Raw genomic sequence first — 16,882 nt, 5'->3', positions numbered from 1 at the left:
GCCAGGCACCACGGGCGCCGGCGTCATGATCCCCTACGTGTCAGCGCCAAGTCCTAGAGGGCTAGACGAATCGCATCGATGATGTGTGCACAGCGCTGCGTGGCGGCAAGGGGCATGACGGGACTCTCGAGTTTCCCCGCCTGAATGAGCCGCGTCGCATGCTGGATTTCGCCGTAGAAATCATCGATCTCAAACGGGGCATTTATTTCTAGCGTTCGACCGTCGGAATACTTCACATGGGCGAGCTCGGGGCGATGGAGACGCTCGATTTCCAACGAGCCTCGCTCACAGGCAATCGTTAAGCGGCTTTCATATGTTGCTTTGCCGTCGCACACCATATGAATGGGTATACCGCCGACGCTCATACGGATCTCGTCGGCCCAATCGACGCGGCCGCCCGATACGTCACGCCAGCGAACTTCACGGGACGAAACCTCGCACGCGCCCGCGAGCAAATCCTCAAACCAACCGACCGCATAACAGCCCATGTCATATAGACAGCCGCCCTGCAACGGATCAAGCAGATAGCCCGAAGGAGACTCGCCGTAATCGAGCTTTTGCACGCTTTCAATCGAGACAATACGGCCAAGCTCACCCGACGCAAGCAAGTCTTTCACGCGAGTGTGCATCGGGCAAAACCGATTCTTCATCGCCTCCATAAACAGCACGCCGCGCTCGCGAGAGGTGGAGGCAATCGAGAGAGCCTCTTCCTCACTCAAAACGGCCGGCTTTTCGCACAGCACGGCCTTTCCGGCGCACAGCGCGCGACAGGCCCAACGCGTATGCATGCCATGCGGAAGAGCCAAGTAGATTGCGTCGACATCGGGGTCGGCAATCAGCGCGTCATAAGCCGCATCGCCGTTATCGTCGACCGAGACATGGCCATGCGCAGCATCGATCGAAAACGCTCGGCAAAATTCCTCGACATGTGCAGGAGTGCGGCCGGCCGCAGCCACCAGCCGTGCCCCATCGACCTTCTTGAGAGACGATGCAAATCGATGAGAAATGTGCCCAGCGCCCAAAATGCCCCAACGAACCTCACGCGAATCATTACGTAAACCTCGGTCACCCACGATAGCCTCCCATCAGTTGCGGCGAAATAGTTCCTGCTACCGCCCTATTCTGCCGCAAACAGGAACTATTCCATCACAAGATATAAAAGGGTCATGAGGAGCGTGTTTTGCCGAAGACTTTAAGCATGGCCGTTACGGGGCCCGGCTGGAAGCGTCGGCGCACGTCATCGAGACGCTCGGGGATATCGATATGCTGCGGGCAGTGACGCGCGCATTTGCCGCACTTGACGCAATTGCTCACCAGCTTGGGCTCGCTCGTGCGCACCGCACTCGCCGTAAAGTATTGCGACAGCCCCGTAAACCAGCTGTGCGCATAGCTCGCGTTGTAGGCGGCAAAGCAGCCGGGAATGTTGATACCCTTGGGACATGGCATGCAGTAGCCGCATCCCGTGCAGGGCACGCGATTCGATTTTTCAAACTCATCCAGCACGTGCGCGATCGTGTCGAGCTGGTTGGCAGTCATCGAATTCGGCAACGCGAGGTCTGCCAGTGACGAATTCTCGTCCACCTGCGCGGTATCGGTCATACCAGAAAGCAGCATCGTCACCTGAGGATGATTCCACACCCACGAAAGACCCCAGGCGGCAGGAGTGCGCAAATGCGGGTCACGGGCACTATCGAGCACAGCGCGGGCCCGTGGCGGCAGCTTGCCCGCTAAACGCCCGCCCAGCAGCGGCTCCATCACAAACACCGCGAGCCCGCGCTCCGCAGCCGCCATGAGTCCTGCCGTTCCCGCTTGGTAACGCTCGCCGGCATAGTTGTACTGTATCTGGCAAAAATCCCAGTCATATGCGTCAAGCATCGTCAGGAAATCCACCGCGCTGCCGTGGTACGAAAAACCAATCTGGCGAATACGCCCCGCCGCCTTTTGACACGCGATCCAGTCCTCAATGCCCAACGCCACCACACGTTCCCACTGGGTGGGCGAGGTAATGTTATGCATGAGGTAATAGTCGATATGGTCGGTCCGCAGGCGCCGCAGTTGCTCATCGAAGAACCGGTCGAAATCCTCCGCGCACTTGCACGAAGCATGCGGCAACTTGGTCGCCAGCAACACCCGGTCACGCAGCCCCAAGCGCTCAAGCGAGGCGCCCACGCACGCCTCGTTACCGGGATAGAGATACGCGGTGTCCAGATAATTAATCCCCTGCTCCACCGCACGGGAAATGATGGCATCGGCTGTCTTCGCATCCGGACGTCCCGGCGCACCGGGAAACCTCATGCAGCCCAGACCCAACGCCGAGATACGGTTGCCGCTTTTGGGGTCAACGCGATATTGCACGGCCCCTCCCTTCGCCATCAGCGCCCCGGCAAGGCGAAACACAATGGTCACGCAGCCGAAACATCGTGGAATCGCAATCGAGAACGTATCGTAACGCAGTAGAAATCGAGCTGTCACGGCACCGCTTTAACATCAGCAAAAAGCCCGATGAAAGGGGCCGGGCATGACCACGCGCATGTCTTTGCGGTCTGCCCCGCGGCATAAGCGCACAGCGCAATAGTTTCTTTTTCATAACAGCCGCCCCGCGCACCCATCAATCACCCCGGCAGCATACAATCCATCAGGCGCCCCGCACGCGGGCGCCTTTTTGTGAGGAGATGATTCACATGCAGATCAACAAGGTCGCCTTTATCGGCAAGGGCGGCGTCGGCCTGCTCTACGGCAGCATGATTGCCAAGGCCCTCGGCAATGACGCCGTCGAATACGTTATGGATGACGCCCGTTTTGAGCGTCACGCGGGCGATGCGCTCACCGTCAACGGAAAGCCTTGCGATCTCACGTCCGTCCGCGCCAGCGAGGCAGCGCCCGCCGATCTGGTCATCCTGACGGTCAAGACCACCGGTCTCGACCAAGCACTCAAGACTATGGAGCGTGTCGTGGGACCCAACACGCTCATCGCCTCGCTGTGCAACGGCATTACGAGCGAGCAAAAGATTGCCGAGCGCTTTGGCTGGGAGCACACCGTCCTGGGTATCTGCCAAGGCATGGACGCCGTGTTCCTCAACGGAGAGCTCACCTTTACCAATGCGGGCGAGATTCGCTTTGGCGCGGCAGCGGGCACCAAGCCCGCAACCGTTACCGCCATCGACGAGCTCTATACGCGCTGCGGCATCGCCCATACCGTCGAGCGCGATATTGCGCACCGCATGTGGGCCAAACTCATGCTCAACGACGGCATCAACCAGACCTGCATGGCCTACGGCGGGACCTACGGAAGCGCCACGGAGCTGGGCTCCGAGCAGCGTCGCTGCTTTGCTTCCGCCATGCGCGAAACGCTTGCGGTCGCCAACGCCGAGGGCGTTGAGCTGACCGAGGCAGACCTGACGCAGATGGTGCACCTCATCGAGGGAATCGACCCCGCCGGTATGCCCTCGATGGCTCAAGACCGCATCGCACAACGAAAAACCGAAGTCGAGGAGTTCGCGGGCACCATTTGCCGCCTGGCCGCCAAACACGATATCCAAGTGCCGCAAAACGATTGGCTCTACCAGAGGATTCGCGAAATAGAAAGCAGCTGGTAGTGCTCGGCATACTGCAGCCAACAGATCCAATGGCAAAGCCGCCGCAAGGAGCACTCCCCTCGCGGCGGCTTCCTTTTTCATCTTTGGCCAAAAATCAGCTTCAGAACGGTTAGAGCTGCGACTCCGACGCCTGGTCCTCATCGTCGCGGCAAAGAACCACGCCTGCGCTTCCCAGCAGCGTGGCCGCGATCAGCGCGCCGACCACGATAGGAGCAGCCCCGCATGTCCCCTGCATGCCCGCGACGAGCGCGGCCGTGGGACCAAGGCAGCCAAGCATCAACGCGACGGCGGCAACGGCAATATCTCGAGCATTCACAAGACCACTTCCTCCAAGAGAAAGACCTTATTTCTCAAGAACCAGTGTGCCCCGCATCCATACGCCCAGCGTACCGCCACGGTAAGGGCTCTGTTAACTCAAACGCATACATAGAACGGACGTCCTTACGTTGCCCTAAAGCTCGGTAAAGACGCCCGTCCGCCAAATATCCGTGATGCAGAAAAATTACCAACCGGTGTAGTAATCGGTGGTTCCGGCAGCGCAGCCGGAGTCATAGACCTTGCAATCACCCTTGGAGCCCGTAAAGGTCGAGCCCTGGGCCATATCGCCCGCGGCAACAACGTAATAGCCGTCGGAATCGCGCCAGAAGCCCTCAGAATCCTGAGTCCATTCGCCCGTGCGATAGTGATAAAGCACATTGCTGCTGTAATAGGTCTCGCGGCGCCCGTTGTAGTTATTGACACCCGCAGAGCGCGTCAGGCCCGATCCGTTCGCGTAGGACGCGGCAGACGCGTAGGACGGAGTAAAACCGGCGTTGTAGTACGAAGCCTGGGTGGCCTCGGCAGCCTCCGCCTCGGCGGCGGCCGCCTCGAGCGCTTCGCGCTTGGCATCCTCAAGCGCGGTGCGCAGCTCATCGAGCTCGGTCGACTTGGCGTCGACCTCCCCCATCGTCAACAGGCTGCCCGCACCGTCGATGCAACCCTGCAACACAGCGCGCTCTTCATCGGTGGCATAGTCGCCATACATATTCATGATGATCTGAGCGCGCATCTCCAGGGAATCGCGCTTGGCCTCCATCGAGGCGTTCCACTCCTGCATGGAACCATAACCATCGCCACGATAGTCAACGGGCTGCACCAGCGTCGTCTCGGACGGAGTAGATCCAACCGTATCGGACAGTGTTGCGGCGTGGGCATCAGTTGCACCGGCGCCCGCCAAAAGTGCCACGGTCAGAGCGGCGGAAAGGGCGGCGGTTTTCGGTTTTCGTGAATCGATCCTCATGTAGCTGGAAACCTCCGTAGTGCGTTTTTGCTGCGTTTGAGCTGCGTGTGATTCGATCGCGCTGCATAGTACCCCGAGCAAATCGCGACCTGCGGTTTTACTCAAAAGGCGCACGTCAATTGCGTAAAACTCACATCCTCTCAACAGGAGTTTTCCACAACTCGAATGCATAAAGCATGTCAAAAACCCTGTTTTTGCGCCCTCTCTATGCAAAAAAGACGCCTGTGCAACCATTGTTCGCACAGGCGCCTTGAGCAGGCATTTTATGCAGTTATACCTATCGAGTCGCAAGGGGTCCTTGCACAAGTCGCCTTACTCGTCCAGCGCGGCGAAAGCCTGCTTCAGATCCCAAATGATATCCTCGGCGTTCTCGGTACCGATGGAAAGACGGATCGTGGAGGGCGTGATGTTCTGCTCGGCGAGCTCCTCGGCAGAGAGCTGGGAGTGCGTGGTGGTAGCCGGGTGCACGACGAGCGACTTGACGTCGGCCACGTTGGCGAGCAGCGAGAACACCTGCAGATGATCAATGAACTTCCAGGCGGCCTCCTGGCCACCCTTAATCTCAAAGGTAAAGATCGAGGCACCGCCGTTGGGGAAATATTGCTTGTAGAGCTCATGGTCGGGGTGCTCAGGCAGGCTCGGGTGGTTCACCTTGGCAACATGGGTGTCACCGGTCAGGAACTCAACGACCTTCTTGGTGTTCTCGACATGACGGTCAACGCGCAGCGACAGAGTCTCGGTGCCCTGGAGCAGGACCCAGGCGTTGAACGGGCTGATGCAGGCACCCTCGTCACGCAGCAGGATGGCGCGGACATAGGTTGCGAAGGCGGCGGGACCGGCAGCCTCGGCAAACGAGACGCCATGGTAGGAGGGGTTGGGCTCGGCGATCTGCGCGTACTTTCCGCTCGCCTTCCAATCGAAGTTACCGCCGTCGACGATCACGCCGCCCAGCGAGGTGCCGTGGCCGCCGATGAACTTGGTTGCGGAGTGGACGACGATGTTGGCACCATGCTCCAGCGGGCGGAACAGATACGGGGTGCCGAAGGTGTTGTCGACGACAACCGGCAGACCGTGCTTCTTGGCGATCTCGGAGATGGCGTCGATGTTGGGGATGTCGGAGTTGGGGTTGCCGAGCGTCTCGAGATAGATGACCGTGGTGTTGTCCTTGATGGCGCCCTCGACCTCGTCCAGGTTATGAGCGTCGACAAACGTGGTCTCGACGCCAAACTGGGAGAGCGTATGCTCCAGCAGGTTGTAGGAGCCACCGTAGATGGTCTTCTGGGCAACCACGTGGTCACCGGCCTGGGCAAGAGCCTGCAGGGTATAGGTGATGGCAGCAGCACCGGAGGCGACGGCGAGACCTGCCACGCCACCCTCGAGTGCGGCGATACGGTCCTCGAAGACGCCCTGGGTGGAGTTGGTCAGACGGCCGTAGATGTTACCAACATCGGCAAGGCCAAAGCGGTCGGCGGCGTGCTGGGAGTTGCGGAACACATAGCTCGTGGTCTGGTAGATAGGCACGGCGCGGGAGTCGGATGCGGGATCGGCGCTCTCCTGGCCAACGTGAAGCTGCAGGGTATCGAAACCAAAGGTGTGCTCGGGGTTGTTGATGAACTGGCTCATGATGATCTCCTTGATCGAACAAAAGTAAACAAATTAGAGAGAAGTAAGTCGCTGTCTCCTGATCACGCCAACGGGCGCAAACAGGAGCCCGGCATTCGTCTTGGTAAGCAATTCATATGCGGGCCTCCTTTCGCATCCCGGTTCCGTGGTCGGTTTAATTACCTACCGCCTTTGTGTGTTTTGAATAGTACGAGCATTGTTTCGCTCGGTCAATCACTTAAAAGCGCTAACCTGTTATCGGTTTTATAGATAGCAATCGAAAGGATGGCGTCGATGACCCTTCAGCAGCTTCGTTTTCTGATTGCCGTGGCAGAGTCCGGCTCAATCAACGCCGCAGCTCAGCGCCTCTATACCGCTCAGTCCAACATCTCAAACGCCGTCAAAAGCCTGGAACAGGAACTCCATCTGGAGATCTTTACGCGCTCCAGCCGCGGCGTCACGCTCACCAACGACGGCACCGAGCTTTTGGGCTATGCGCGTCAAGTCGTAGAGCAGGCCGATATGCTCGAGGCGCGCTACGAGGACGGCGGCACCCCGCAAGCCCGCCTCGCCATTTCCGCCCAGCACTACGCCTTTTCGGTCGAGGCCTTTGTCAACGTGGTCGAGCGCTGCCGCGACAGCAAGTTCGAGTTCATCATGCGCGAGACCACCACATCGCAGATCATCGATGACGTCCGCGCGTTTCGCAGCGATATCGGCATTCTGTATCTGGATGACTTTAACGCCCGCGTTCTGCAGAAGGCCTTCGCCGATGCCCGCGCAAGCTTCCATCCCCTCTTCGACGCAACGGTCCACGTCTTCGTTAGCGAGCGCCACCCGCTTGCCCGCCGCCCGCAGCTGTCCCTTGCCGACCTCACACCCTATACGCGCTACAGCTTTGAGCAGGGAACCTCAAACTCCTTCTATTACGCCGAGGAACCTTTTAGCTATATCCCTTGCGACCGCAACATACGAATCTCGGACCGCGGAACACTTACTAACTTACTTATCACGTCGAACGGTTACACCCTGTCGACCGGTGTCCTCTCCAATGAAATGCAATGGGGTATGGCATCGATCCCGTTAGCAGACGCCCCGACGATGCATGTGGGCTACATCATGCACGACGATCGCAAGCCCTCTCCCCTCTTGCAGCAATACCTCGACGAACTCAACCGCATCATCCATGCCAACCAACTGTCGGAAGACGGGGTAGAAATCGTAGATTGCTAGCCCCCGGCGGGCATGGCGCTACAATGGTCACTCACACGAAACGTACCCAACGAAAGGAACCATGTGAAGGTCATCATCTATACCGACGGCTCGGCCCGATCAAATCCGGGACGCGGCGGCTACGGCGCCGTGCTCAAATACACCAACCCCGCCGGCAAGACCTTCACCTCTGAGCTTTCGCGCGGCTACGCCAAGACCACCAACAACCGCATGGAGCTCATGGCCGTTATCGTGGCACTCGAGGCGCTCAACCGCCCCTGCGACGTCGAAGTCCATTCCGATTCGCAGTACGTCGTTAACGCCTTCAACAAGCACTGGATCGACGGCTGGAAAAAACGCGGCTGGAAGACCGCCAACAAGCAGCCTGTCAAGAACCGCGATCTGTGGGAGCGCCTGCTCACCGCAAAGAGCAAGCACAAGGTTGAGTTCATCTGGGTTAAGGGTCACGCCGGCCATGAGCTCAACGAGCGCTGCGACGAGCTTGCCACCAGGGCGGCCGACGGCAGCAACCTCGATATCGACACTGGCTTTAACGAGAGCGACCTGTAACGGCGTTTTCGCACGCTATTTCCTGCCCCTTCGCGCTACACTCATCCTGTAAACCGAACGGCACGAGGGGGATACATGCTGCGTATAGCGACCATCGGCACATCCATGATTACCGACGACTTTATCCAGGTCGTCAACGCCAACGACCAAGCTGCGTTTGTGGGCACGCTCTCGCGCGATGCTGATCGCGGCGCCGCCTTCACCGCTAAGCACGGCGGCGAGCGTAACTTCACCGCACTCGACGAGCTCGCTTCCGCCAACGACGTCGACGCCGTCTACATCGGCAGCCCCAATGCACTCCATCACGAACAGGCGCTCGCCTGCATCGCCGGCGGTAAGCACGTTATCGTCGAAAAGCCCTTCTGCGCCACCGAGGCGCAAGCGCTTGAGGTCTTCCGCGCTGCCGAGGCAGCAGGTGTCGTGGCCCTCGAGGCCATGCGTCCCCTCCACGATCCCGCCTTCCACGCCATCGAGGACGCCTTGGGTGAAATCGCCCCCATCCGCCGCGCCTCATTGCGCTTTGGCAAGTATTCCTCGCGCTACAACGAGATTCTCGCGGGACGCGCCACCAATATCTTCGACTGCAATATGGCATCGGGTTCCCTCATGGATATTGGCGTCTACACCGTCGAGCCCATGGTCGAGATTTTCGGCATGCCCTCCGGCCTTACGAGCATGGCTACTCTGCTCGACCCCACCACGCGACAGCTCACGCACGGCCCCATCGACGGCTGCGGTTCCATCCTCGCCAGCTACGGCGGTGGCCGAATCTCCGTCGAGCTCGCGCACTCCAAAATTACGAATGACCTACTGCCCTCGCAGATCGAAGGCGAGCGTGGCACTATCCAGATCGACCATCTGTCCACGCCCCGCAACGTCCGCATCGACTATCGCGGCGACGTCGTACGCGGCTCGGCGACCGAGGCGCCGCGCGAACAGGGCGATAACGGCCGCGTGCTCGACCTGCCCAAATCGAGCAACACTATGGAATACGAGCTCACGGACTTCATCACCGCCATCGGCGGCATCGATAACGTCAAGGAAGAGATTTGGGAGACCCCGGCGGGACGCCACGAGCTTGGCCACTACCGCGATGTCACGCTCGTCTCACTACGCATCATGGATGCCGTGCGTCAGCAGGCCGGCATAACCTTCCCGGCCGACGCAGGCAAGCAGGCATAGCGATGGGCCTCTTCGATACGTTCTTCTCCAGCGTCACCGGCGGCAGTCGAGAGCCTCAAAAACCATCAAACGTCGAGCTCGAGCTGCGCCGCAGGCTTACCGTGCTCGCAAGCGACGAGGCCACTCAAGACACTCCCCTGCGCTATTTCCTGCGCTGGGCGGGGCAAGTCCAAGGCGTTGGTTTTCGCTTTACCAACACCAACCTCGCGCAGGCACGCGCACTCACCGGCTGGGTGCGTAACATGGAAGACGGCTCAGTCGAGATGGAGATACAGGGAGCTCCGGCAAATATCCTATCTCATCTCGAGGCACTTCATGCCTCCTACGAGCGCATGGGAACGCGTTTTCGCCTCGTAGATGCCCAGGCCCGAGCCCCACTTGCCAATGAAGACGGTTTCACTCCTCATTATTAGTATTGTGTGCTAAATACGGTATCATTTACCTACGACCGTTAATAGAAAAGAGGCGAGGCGCATGGCGGTGCAAAGAAGGAATACCAGGCAGCGAAAGCTGGTTCTTGACGCCGTGCGCCAAAGCTATAACCATCCCACCGCCGACGAAATCTACAACGTCGTGCGCGCGCAGGATGACAAAATCAGCCGTGGTACGGTCTACCGCAATCTCAATCTCTTGGCCGACGCCGGCGAAATCCTCTCCATCAAGACGCCGGGCGGCAGCCGCTTCGATCGCACGATCGAGCCGCATGCGCATATCATCTGCACCTCGTGCAGCCGCGTCATCGACGTACCGCTCCCCTTCGATGCCCAGCTCGACGCCAAGGCGTCCGAGCAAATCGGCTGGCACGTCACGTCGCACTACACCATCTTCGAGGGTCTCTGCCCCGACTGCCGGTAGATGTTTGGAACATGCCTTAAAATCCACCTTTCCGCACTTTGCAGCAAAAAGTAGATTCCTAGACATGTCCCAAATGTCTACTCAGCAAGTAGACGACGCAGCTCTTCTTCGACCGTGCGCACGTAGCGGACGCGGTCGTTAATGCCACGCATAGAGGGATTGCAGCTCTCCATCAGATAGGGATGGCCCACGACGTTGAGCATGTCGCGATCGTTCTCATTGTCGCCAAACGCCATCATCTCATCGGGCGAAATACCCAGGACACGACCGTAATCGACAAGCGCGGAGCCCTTGCCCGAACCGAAACCGATAAGGTCCGTCCATGCGGTTCCTGACGTCATCACATCGACACGGTCGCCAAAGAGGCGCTCGAAATACTCCCGGGCCGCCGGATAATCCACCTCGGGCGTCTGGAAGCCAATCTTAATGACATCCTCGTCGATGTCCTCGGGACGGTCGACCACCGCCACATCGCAGTGGACCACATAGCGCAAATGGTCGACGAACGCATCGTTGCCGCTCATGGTGTAGATGTGCCCCTCACACGAAAGGGTCATGTCGGTATGGGGATACGCAACCACGGTATTCGCGATAACCATAGCAAGGCTACGCTCCATGGAACGCTTGACGACGGCACGCCCCTCGCTCATCACCAGGGTTCCGTTTTCGCATACATAGGCGAGCTCATCGGCCACCGGGGCAAACAGGTAGCGCAAGCTCGCATATTGACGGCCACTCGCCGGCATAAACACGATACCACGACGATGCAGCTCATCGATAAGCTCAAAGGCCTCGGAACGCGGCTCGCGCTCCCCCGGATGCAGCAACGTGCCGTCCAAATCGCATGCAATCAGTTTGATTCCCTCAAGACCCATATGCTTCCCCCAAAGCCTCATATCAACAGCAAGACGGACCTTGATCGGTCGCCCCTCAAAGCCCGTCTTGCGCATACGCGCGCTTAGCCGCGCGCCTTTTTTACGATCGTAAAGTCTGGAGCCATACTCACAACGGCATCCGCCGCACTCGACGCAAAGCGCCGGTCCGAATCGAGTTCACGGGTAACCGTCGAGAGCCGAACGCCCTCGACGCCCCGGAGCATGCGGCCCAAAACAGGCTGCACCGGCGTATACATGCGCACGGTATGCTCGTCCGAATCGCCTCGAAAAAGCGGCGCATGCATATTGCCGATCTCCCAGCACGCATGCGCGAGCGCAATCGGGTCCATGCGGTCAACTTCGACCAAATAAACCTCGGCGCTGCGCAGGCGCACGACAACCGCCACGGGCACCACGCCCGAACGGTCGACGGCGAGCACGTCGCCGTCGACAAGACGACCGCTGTCGGCAGTATCCAGCCGAACATCGACCGTGCGCCCCAGCTCCGTCACGCCCACAAACGCGTATACATCAGCCTGGTCCCAATCGAGCAGCAGCTCGTCAACTTCAAAGACGCCGCCCAGCTTCCGGCGAAACAGGAGTTCATAGGACGGATCGTTGAGATTTCCCAAGCATGTCGTCGAAACCAAGCGCTCGAGCATACTCTAACCCTCGACCTCGACGAGCTCGATATCAAAGTTGAGGTCCTTACCGGCCAGCTCGTGGTTGGCGTCGAGCGTCACGGCCTCGGGCGTTACGTCGATGACCACGGCGGGGACGGGCATGCCGCTCGGCGTGGACAGGAAGAGCTTCATGCCCTTCTCGATCTGCTCGATGTTGGGAACCTGTTCGGCCGGGAAGGTAATAACCATCTCGGGATTGTGCTCGCCGTAGGCATCGGCAGCAGGAATGTGCACGGTCTTCTTCTCGCCCACCTGCATGTCGACAACGGCGGCGTCGAAGCCCTTGATCATCTGACCGGCACCACAGGTGAACTCCAGCGGCTCGCCGCGATCGTAGGAGCTATCGAACTGCGTGCCGTCGTCGAGCGTGCCGCGATAATGGGTCTTGACCTTCTTGCCCTGGTTGGACATGGTAACCTCCGTGATAAGGGCGGCGCACAACGCGGGCCGCCGTGAACATATGGCGCTAACTATACCCTAGTCATACAATTCAAGGACAGTTTGCAAAGAAACGCTGCATCCGGAGGAACCATGGCATATCCCGTATTTGACCTACATTGCGACACCGCCGACCGCATCGGCTGGGCCACGCTCGATCTCGACCTGCGCTTTACCGCCGGCACCGACGGTTATTTCCCCGGCGACGAAACGCATCCGCAAGATTTCGACCTCATCGAGGGCAACGCCTGCGCCATCTCGCTCGCAAAGATCGGCAACACGCCATGGGCACAGTGCTTCGCCACGTTTGTCCCCGACGAGATTCCCACCGCCCACGCCGCGCGCTTCCAGGCGCAGATCATGGCGCATATGAGCGGCCAGGCAATGCTCAACCACGACCGCATGGTCAACGTACGCAGCGCGGCAGACATTCGCCCCGCGCTCAAAGACGGCAAGGTCGCCTGCATCCACACCATCGAAAACGCCACGTTCTTTGCCGAGGACCCCGCGCTGATCGAGGTGCTCAAGAGCTTGGGCGTACTCATGTCATCGCTCAGCTGGAATGCGCAGGGACCGCTCGCGAGCGGACACGATACCCACGCCGGCCTCACCGCCGCCGGCATCGAGGCACTTACGCAGATGGAGCACGCCGGCATGGTACTCGATGTCTCCCACCTCAACGACGAGTGCTTTGACGAGGTTGTCGCCCACGCCACGCGTCCCTTCGTCGCCAGCCACTCCAACTCCCGTGCGGTTTGCGGCGCCAAGCGCAACCTCACCGACGACCAGTTCCGCACCATTCGCGACATGGGCGGTATCGTCGGCCTCAACTACTGCAGCGAGTTCCTTTCCAACGACGCAACCGATAAGACAGCCGCAGACGTCACCTTCGACCAGCTGGCGGCACATATCGAGCACTGGCTCGACCTGGGCGGCGAGGACGTCATCGCACTCGGCGGCGACTGGGACGGAGCCACCGTGCCCGCTTTCCTCTCCGATGCCAGCAAGATGCCCGAATTCCAGAACATGCTCTCCAAGCACTTTGGCAAGACCGTGATGCAGAAGCTCTGCAGCGATAACGCGTTTGCCTTCTTTGAGCGTTATTAATTTCACGTCCCTTGAGCGGGCCGGCATGCCGAACGGTCGACATGCCGGCCCGTCCCCAACCTGAAGGACCGCTTTTGACGCAGCAGTTTACGATTACCGTATCCCGACCGGATGGCACATCCATCCCCGTCGTCGTTACCAAAAAGCGCGTCAAGAACTTCAACCTACGCATCACATCGAGCGGTGAGGCCCACGCCAGCGCACCGCTCGGCGCCAGCCGCGAGCGTATCGAAGCGTTTGTGAAGCGCAACAGCGCCTGGATTATCAGCCGACTTGACCAGCGTGAGCAACATCAGGCGACAGCGCGAGAGCCGCTCAGCCCCTCGTCCATCATTGCACTTTGGGGCAAGCCCATCACGGTACAAGATGCGCTCGATCACAACTTTGCATCGCCCGCACCGCGACCCAAACAGGCCACCTTCGCAAGTTTTATGGGTACCGATAAATCGGACGAAGGCCCACAGACCAAGCGGCACGCAATCCTCGACGGCCTAACGTCCGATGAGCTCCAAGCCCACATCGACCAGCTCTATACGTCCGAAGTCACATCGGCGCTGCGCGATATGGTGCACGCATACGAAATCGCAATGGGTGTCGCCGTTTCTCGCGTTTCCGTACGCAGCATGAAAACGCGTTGGGGCTCATGCACTCCCAAATCCGGCGCCATTCGCATCGCGCGCGAGCTCGCCGCCTACCCTGTCGAATGCCTCGACATGGTTGTCGCCCACGAGCTCGTCCACTTGCTCGAGCCAAGCCACAATCAGCGGTTTCACGCCCTGCTCGACGCGTACTGCCCCAACAATAGAGCGCTGTCGCAACGGCTCAAGCAGCCACCCATAGAGATGTATTAGAACCGGTTAGCGTACGCGCTCGATCTCGACGCCGCAGCTTGCCAGGGGAAGACCGACGGGAGCCCAAGGCTTATCGAGCTTAACGCGCACGCCAAGCAGCAAGGGGTAACGACGCAGCAGCATCTGGGCCACACCCTCGGCTGCCGCCTCGATGAGTTTAAACGTATGCTCGCGCAGATAGCCATCGACATCGTGGCACACCGAGCCGTAGTCAATCGAAGCGTCCAGGTTATCGTGCTCCCCCGCTGCACGCAGGTCGGCATAGAGCACCAAGGACACGATGAACTTCTGGCCCAGCGCGTTCTCTTCGGGATACACGCCGTGGTTGGCAAAGACCTCGAGACCGTCGATAGTAATGCGGTCAGCATGGCGCAGATCGTCATAGCTCACGTGGGGTACCGCCGTTGCGGTGGATATTTCGCCCCTTCCACGGCGGGCGAGCTCGGCGCCTTCAGTCTTGGTTGCATTCTCGGGCAGTTTCTTATTGCTCATCGCGATCGTCTCCTTCGTTTAGAACCCCGACCGCGCAAACTAACTACACGCGAATCGACAGGTTCTTTTTATCATCGCTCCAGTTGCAAGCATTGCGCGCGGGGCATGCAAAGCAGGCGCGCGACGCTTTGTCGGCTGCATAGAGCAGACGCTCAAGCGGTTGGCTGTTCACGCGCAGCTTTCGATGGCCCAGAATGGCCGTCTTAATGGCTGCGGCATCGGCCGGCTCAAACGCCACATCATCGGGCATGCCGCCGAGAATCGCATCAGCGACGCGTTCGCTTGCAACATCATGGGATATACCCGATTCATACTGTTCATCTTTGCCGATATCGTGAAGAAGTGCCGTGGCGTAGATGACCTCGCGGTCAAATTCGAGCCGCTCCTCGAGATTTTTGATCCACATAATGCGAGCGACATCGAGCAGATGGTCAATACCGTGGCGGCAGAAGATGCGCCCCGATTCCAACTGCGCAATGTTGCCCAGATGCCGCCGGAACAGCCCGTTGGCACAAATGTAATCAATGCGAGGCATGGCACCAAAGGGAGCCAAGCCCGAAGCCATAAAGCCGCGACGCGACGTCCCCTCATCGGTCCTCGATGCAAAGTCGTTGACGACCCTCATGTTAGCGGCCCAGCATCCTAAAGAAACGCTCCTCGAGCGCGGAATCGGTCTCAAAGACGCCGCGGCGAGCGAGCGTCACGGTCTTGGTGCCAGGCTTTTGCACGCCGCGCATGGTCATGCACATATGCTCGGCTTCCATGAGCACAATCGCTCCCTGGGGAGCGAGATAATCCATGAGAGCGTCGGCAACCTGCGCACACAGCTGCTCCTGCAGCTGCAGACGGCGGGCATAAACCTCAACCGTGCGGGCGAGCTTGGAAAGCCCAGCCACCCGACCGTTAGGGATATAGCCAATGGCGGCCTTGCCATAAAACGGCAGCAGATGGTGCTCGCACAGCGAGTAGAACGTGATGTCGCGCTCGATAACCAAATCGTTCGAAGCGACGGCGAAGGTTTTGGACAGGTGCTCCTCGGCACTCTGGTCCATACCGCCGGCAATCTCGCCATACATACGGGCGACGCGTGCCGGAGTCTCCAGCAAGCCCTCACGAGTTGGGTCCTCGCCTATACCTTCAAGCAGCAGCTTAATGGCAGTCTCGACTTTTTCCTGATCGACCATCTGGGCCTCACTTTTTTCGATTTAGCGTTCGCGCTATGGTACCACGCCGGCACGCAACCTCTGCCACCTACATAGTATGGGTCGAATAGACCGGATCGTCCCGCCAAAGCTCCACGGCGTCGCAAAGCGCAATGTTCTCACGCTCGGCACGGGCACGCGTGGCGTTCATATCAATCACGCGCTGATTGCTCGAGCCCCTAAAGCGCAACGAGATATCGTACAGATCCTGAACGAACGGACCGTCCACCAACAAATCGAGGCAGGCGAGAATGCGCTCCGTCGCCTCGGTATAGTGACGACCGCCCGGCATAAGTTCCTCGAGCACGTCACCGGTAAAGCACCAAATGGTCTTCCCCGACCCCACAGGATAAGTGGCACGAACACGCTCAATAAAATCAACGAGTCCCGCCTGGTTCTCGGGTTCCATGGGCTCCCCGCCCAGAATCGTCAGGCCATCGATAAAGGGATGGTCGAGACTCTCGATGATCTTGTCCTCGACGGTGCGATCAAAGGGCTCGCCCGCAGCAAAATCCCACGCAACAGAGTTAAAGCAGTTCTTGCACCCACGACGGCACCCGCTCACAAACAGAGAAGTACGAACACCTTCCCCATCAGCAATGTCGAAATACTTAATGTTCGCGTAGTTCATAGGTAACTCTCCCGGGAGGCCGGGACATATCATCCCGTCCTCAAACATTCTCGGCCTGCGGCCTGCGAAACTGCGGGCGGGACGATATGTCCCGGCCTCATGCAAAGGGTAACTCAATGAACGAAGCGAACATCGAGCATAGGGTTCGAGATCTAATAAAAACTGGGTTGCGGCTCAACCGCCATCGCAAGTAAATCGCAGCTGCAGCTCGAATTATCTCCGCTAAGAACTTCGAGGAGTGAGCAGACCGCATGCCGCATCTCAGCTACGTCAACTTGGCCGCCCCGTAGCGAGGCCCCGGACCTTT

Annotated in this window: 20 protein-coding genes; 8 read left to right on the top strand and 12 right to left on the bottom strand. The window is 59.2% G+C overall.

The features are described 5' to 3' along the window. Positions 1-53: 53 nt before the first annotated feature. Both ABHR63_RS04715 and ABHR63_RS04710 read right to left on the bottom strand, forming a co-directional pair. Entirely contained in the window at positions 54-1,073 is a 1,020-nt protein-coding gene (locus tag ABHR63_RS04715; protein WP_238057570.1) for a Gfo/Idh/MocA family protein, read from the bottom strand. A gap of 91 nt (positions 1,074-1,164) precedes the next feature. Continuing rightward, positions 1,165-2,355, bottom strand: coding sequence for an aldo/keto reductase (locus ABHR63_RS04710; RefSeq protein WP_138112086.1), 1,191 nt, complete (start codon positions 2,353-2,355; stop codon positions 1,165-1,167). A 326-nt stretch (positions 2,356-2,681) separates the two neighbouring features. Here ABHR63_RS04710 and ABHR63_RS04705 point away from each other — a divergent pair, with 326 nt between their 5' ends. Beyond that, complete coding sequence (locus tag ABHR63_RS04705; RefSeq protein WP_346965097.1) at positions 2,682-3,596, top strand: ketopantoate reductase family protein; 915 nt, start codon at positions 2,682-2,684, stop codon at positions 3,594-3,596. A gap of 109 nt (positions 3,597-3,705) precedes the next feature. On the opposite strand, the gene ABHR63_RS04700 is transcribed toward ABHR63_RS04705, so the two are convergent. The 3 genes from ABHR63_RS04700 to ABHR63_RS04690 form a co-directional block, all read right to left on the bottom strand. Then, a complete protein-coding gene (locus ABHR63_RS04700; protein ID WP_117773770.1) occupies positions 3,706-3,912 on the bottom strand; it encodes a hypothetical protein in 207 nt (68 codons plus the stop codon). 186 nt (positions 3,913-4,098) lie between these two features. Then, positions 4,099-4,875 carry a hypothetical protein gene (locus tag ABHR63_RS04695; protein ID WP_346965096.1) on the bottom strand — a complete coding sequence of 259 codons (777 nt, stop codon included), beginning with the start codon at positions 4,873-4,875 and terminating at the stop codon, positions 4,099-4,101. A gap of 312 nt (positions 4,876-5,187) precedes the next feature. Beyond that, positions 5,188-6,498, bottom strand: coding sequence for an O-acetylhomoserine aminocarboxypropyltransferase/cysteine synthase family protein (locus tag ABHR63_RS04690; protein WP_346965095.1), 1,311 nt, complete (start codon positions 6,496-6,498; stop codon positions 5,188-5,190). 273 nt (positions 6,499-6,771) lie between these two features. Here ABHR63_RS04690 and ABHR63_RS04685 point away from each other — a divergent pair, with 273 nt between their 5' ends. The 5 genes from ABHR63_RS04685 (at position 6,772) to ABHR63_RS04665 (ending at position 10,296) form a co-directional block, all read left to right on the top strand. Further along, complete coding sequence (locus ABHR63_RS04685; RefSeq protein WP_195503334.1) at positions 6,772-7,710, top strand: LysR family transcriptional regulator; 939 nt, start codon at positions 6,772-6,774, stop codon at positions 7,708-7,710. 12 nt (positions 7,711-7,722) lie between these two features. Then, complete coding sequence (gene rnhA / locus ABHR63_RS04680) at positions 7,723-8,259, top strand: ribonuclease HI (RefSeq protein ID WP_195245749.1); 537 nt, start codon at positions 7,723-7,725, stop codon at positions 8,257-8,259. 75 nt (positions 8,260-8,334) lie between these two features. Further along, positions 8,335-9,441 carry a Gfo/Idh/MocA family protein gene (locus tag ABHR63_RS04675; RefSeq protein ID WP_346965094.1) on the top strand — a complete coding sequence of 369 codons (1,107 nt, stop codon included), beginning with the start codon at positions 8,335-8,337 and terminating at the stop codon, positions 9,439-9,441. A gap of 2 nt (positions 9,442-9,443) precedes the next feature. Beyond that, positions 9,444-9,854, top strand: a complete 411-nt coding sequence (locus tag ABHR63_RS04670; RefSeq protein WP_195245751.1) for an acylphosphatase — start codon at positions 9,444-9,446, stop codon at positions 9,852-9,854. Positions 9,855-9,915: 61 nt separating this feature from the next. Further along, positions 9,916-10,296 carry a Fur family transcriptional regulator gene (locus tag ABHR63_RS04665; protein WP_172677978.1) on the top strand — a complete coding sequence of 127 codons (381 nt, stop codon included), beginning with the start codon at positions 9,916-9,918 and terminating at the stop codon, positions 10,294-10,296. A 77-nt stretch (positions 10,297-10,373) separates the two neighbouring features. Here ABHR63_RS04665 and ABHR63_RS04660 read toward each other — a convergent pair whose 3' ends face one another. The 3 genes from ABHR63_RS04660 to ABHR63_RS04650 form a co-directional block, all read right to left on the bottom strand. Next, positions 10,374-11,171, bottom strand: coding sequence for an HAD-IIB family hydrolase (locus ABHR63_RS04660; RefSeq protein ID WP_346965093.1), 798 nt, complete (start codon positions 11,169-11,171; stop codon positions 10,374-10,376). 83 nt (positions 11,172-11,254) lie between these two features. Next, entirely contained in the window at positions 11,255-11,833 is a 579-nt protein-coding gene (locus ABHR63_RS04655) for an urease accessory protein UreE (RefSeq protein ID WP_346965092.1), read from the bottom strand. Positions 11,834-11,836: 3 nt separating this feature from the next. After that, positions 11,837-12,265, bottom strand: a complete 429-nt coding sequence (locus ABHR63_RS04650; protein WP_055286916.1) for an FKBP-type peptidyl-prolyl cis-trans isomerase — start codon at positions 12,263-12,265, stop codon at positions 11,837-11,839. A 120-nt stretch (positions 12,266-12,385) separates the two neighbouring features. Here ABHR63_RS04650 and ABHR63_RS04645 point away from each other — a divergent pair, with 120 nt between their 5' ends. Further along, a complete protein-coding gene (locus ABHR63_RS04645) occupies positions 12,386-13,399 on the top strand; it encodes a dipeptidase (protein ID WP_346965091.1) in 1,014 nt (337 codons plus the stop codon). A gap of 74 nt (positions 13,400-13,473) precedes the next feature. Then, positions 13,474-14,250, top strand: coding sequence for a M48 family metallopeptidase (locus tag ABHR63_RS04640; RefSeq protein ID WP_346965090.1), 777 nt, complete (start codon positions 13,474-13,476; stop codon positions 14,248-14,250). Positions 14,251-14,256: 6 nt separating this feature from the next. Here ABHR63_RS04640 and folB read toward each other — a convergent pair whose 3' ends face one another. From folB to nrdG, 4 genes are all read right to left on the bottom strand, one after another. After that, entirely contained in the window at positions 14,257-14,742 is a 486-nt protein-coding gene (gene folB, locus ABHR63_RS04635) for a dihydroneopterin aldolase (RefSeq protein ID WP_118226560.1), read from the bottom strand. Positions 14,743-14,785: 43 nt separating this feature from the next. Next, the gene (locus ABHR63_RS04630; RefSeq protein ID WP_346965089.1) at positions 14,786-15,367 is read right to left on the bottom strand and encodes an HD domain-containing protein; all 582 of its coding nucleotides are present in this window, start codon (positions 15,365-15,367) and stop codon (positions 14,786-14,788) included. Between the two features lies 1 nt (position 15,368). Further along, on the bottom strand, positions 15,369-15,926 hold the full coding sequence (gene folE / locus ABHR63_RS04625; RefSeq protein WP_346965088.1) for a GTP cyclohydrolase I FolE: 558 nt from the start codon (positions 15,924-15,926) through the stop codon (positions 15,369-15,371). Between the two features lie 67 nt (positions 15,927-15,993). Next, entirely contained in the window at positions 15,994-16,575 is a 582-nt protein-coding gene (nrdG, locus tag ABHR63_RS04620; protein WP_346965087.1) for an anaerobic ribonucleoside-triphosphate reductase activating protein, read from the bottom strand. Positions 16,576-16,882 lie beyond the last annotated feature (307 nt).

The sequence above is a fragment of the Collinsella aerofaciens genome, assembly GCF_039752775.1.
In the GTDB taxonomy this organism is placed as follows: Bacteria; Actinomycetota; Coriobacteriia; order Coriobacteriales; family Coriobacteriaceae; genus Collinsella; species Collinsella aerofaciens_R.
The sequence above is the reverse complement of the archived record's forward strand: the minus strand, read 5'-3'. Positions and strand labels throughout refer to the sequence as shown.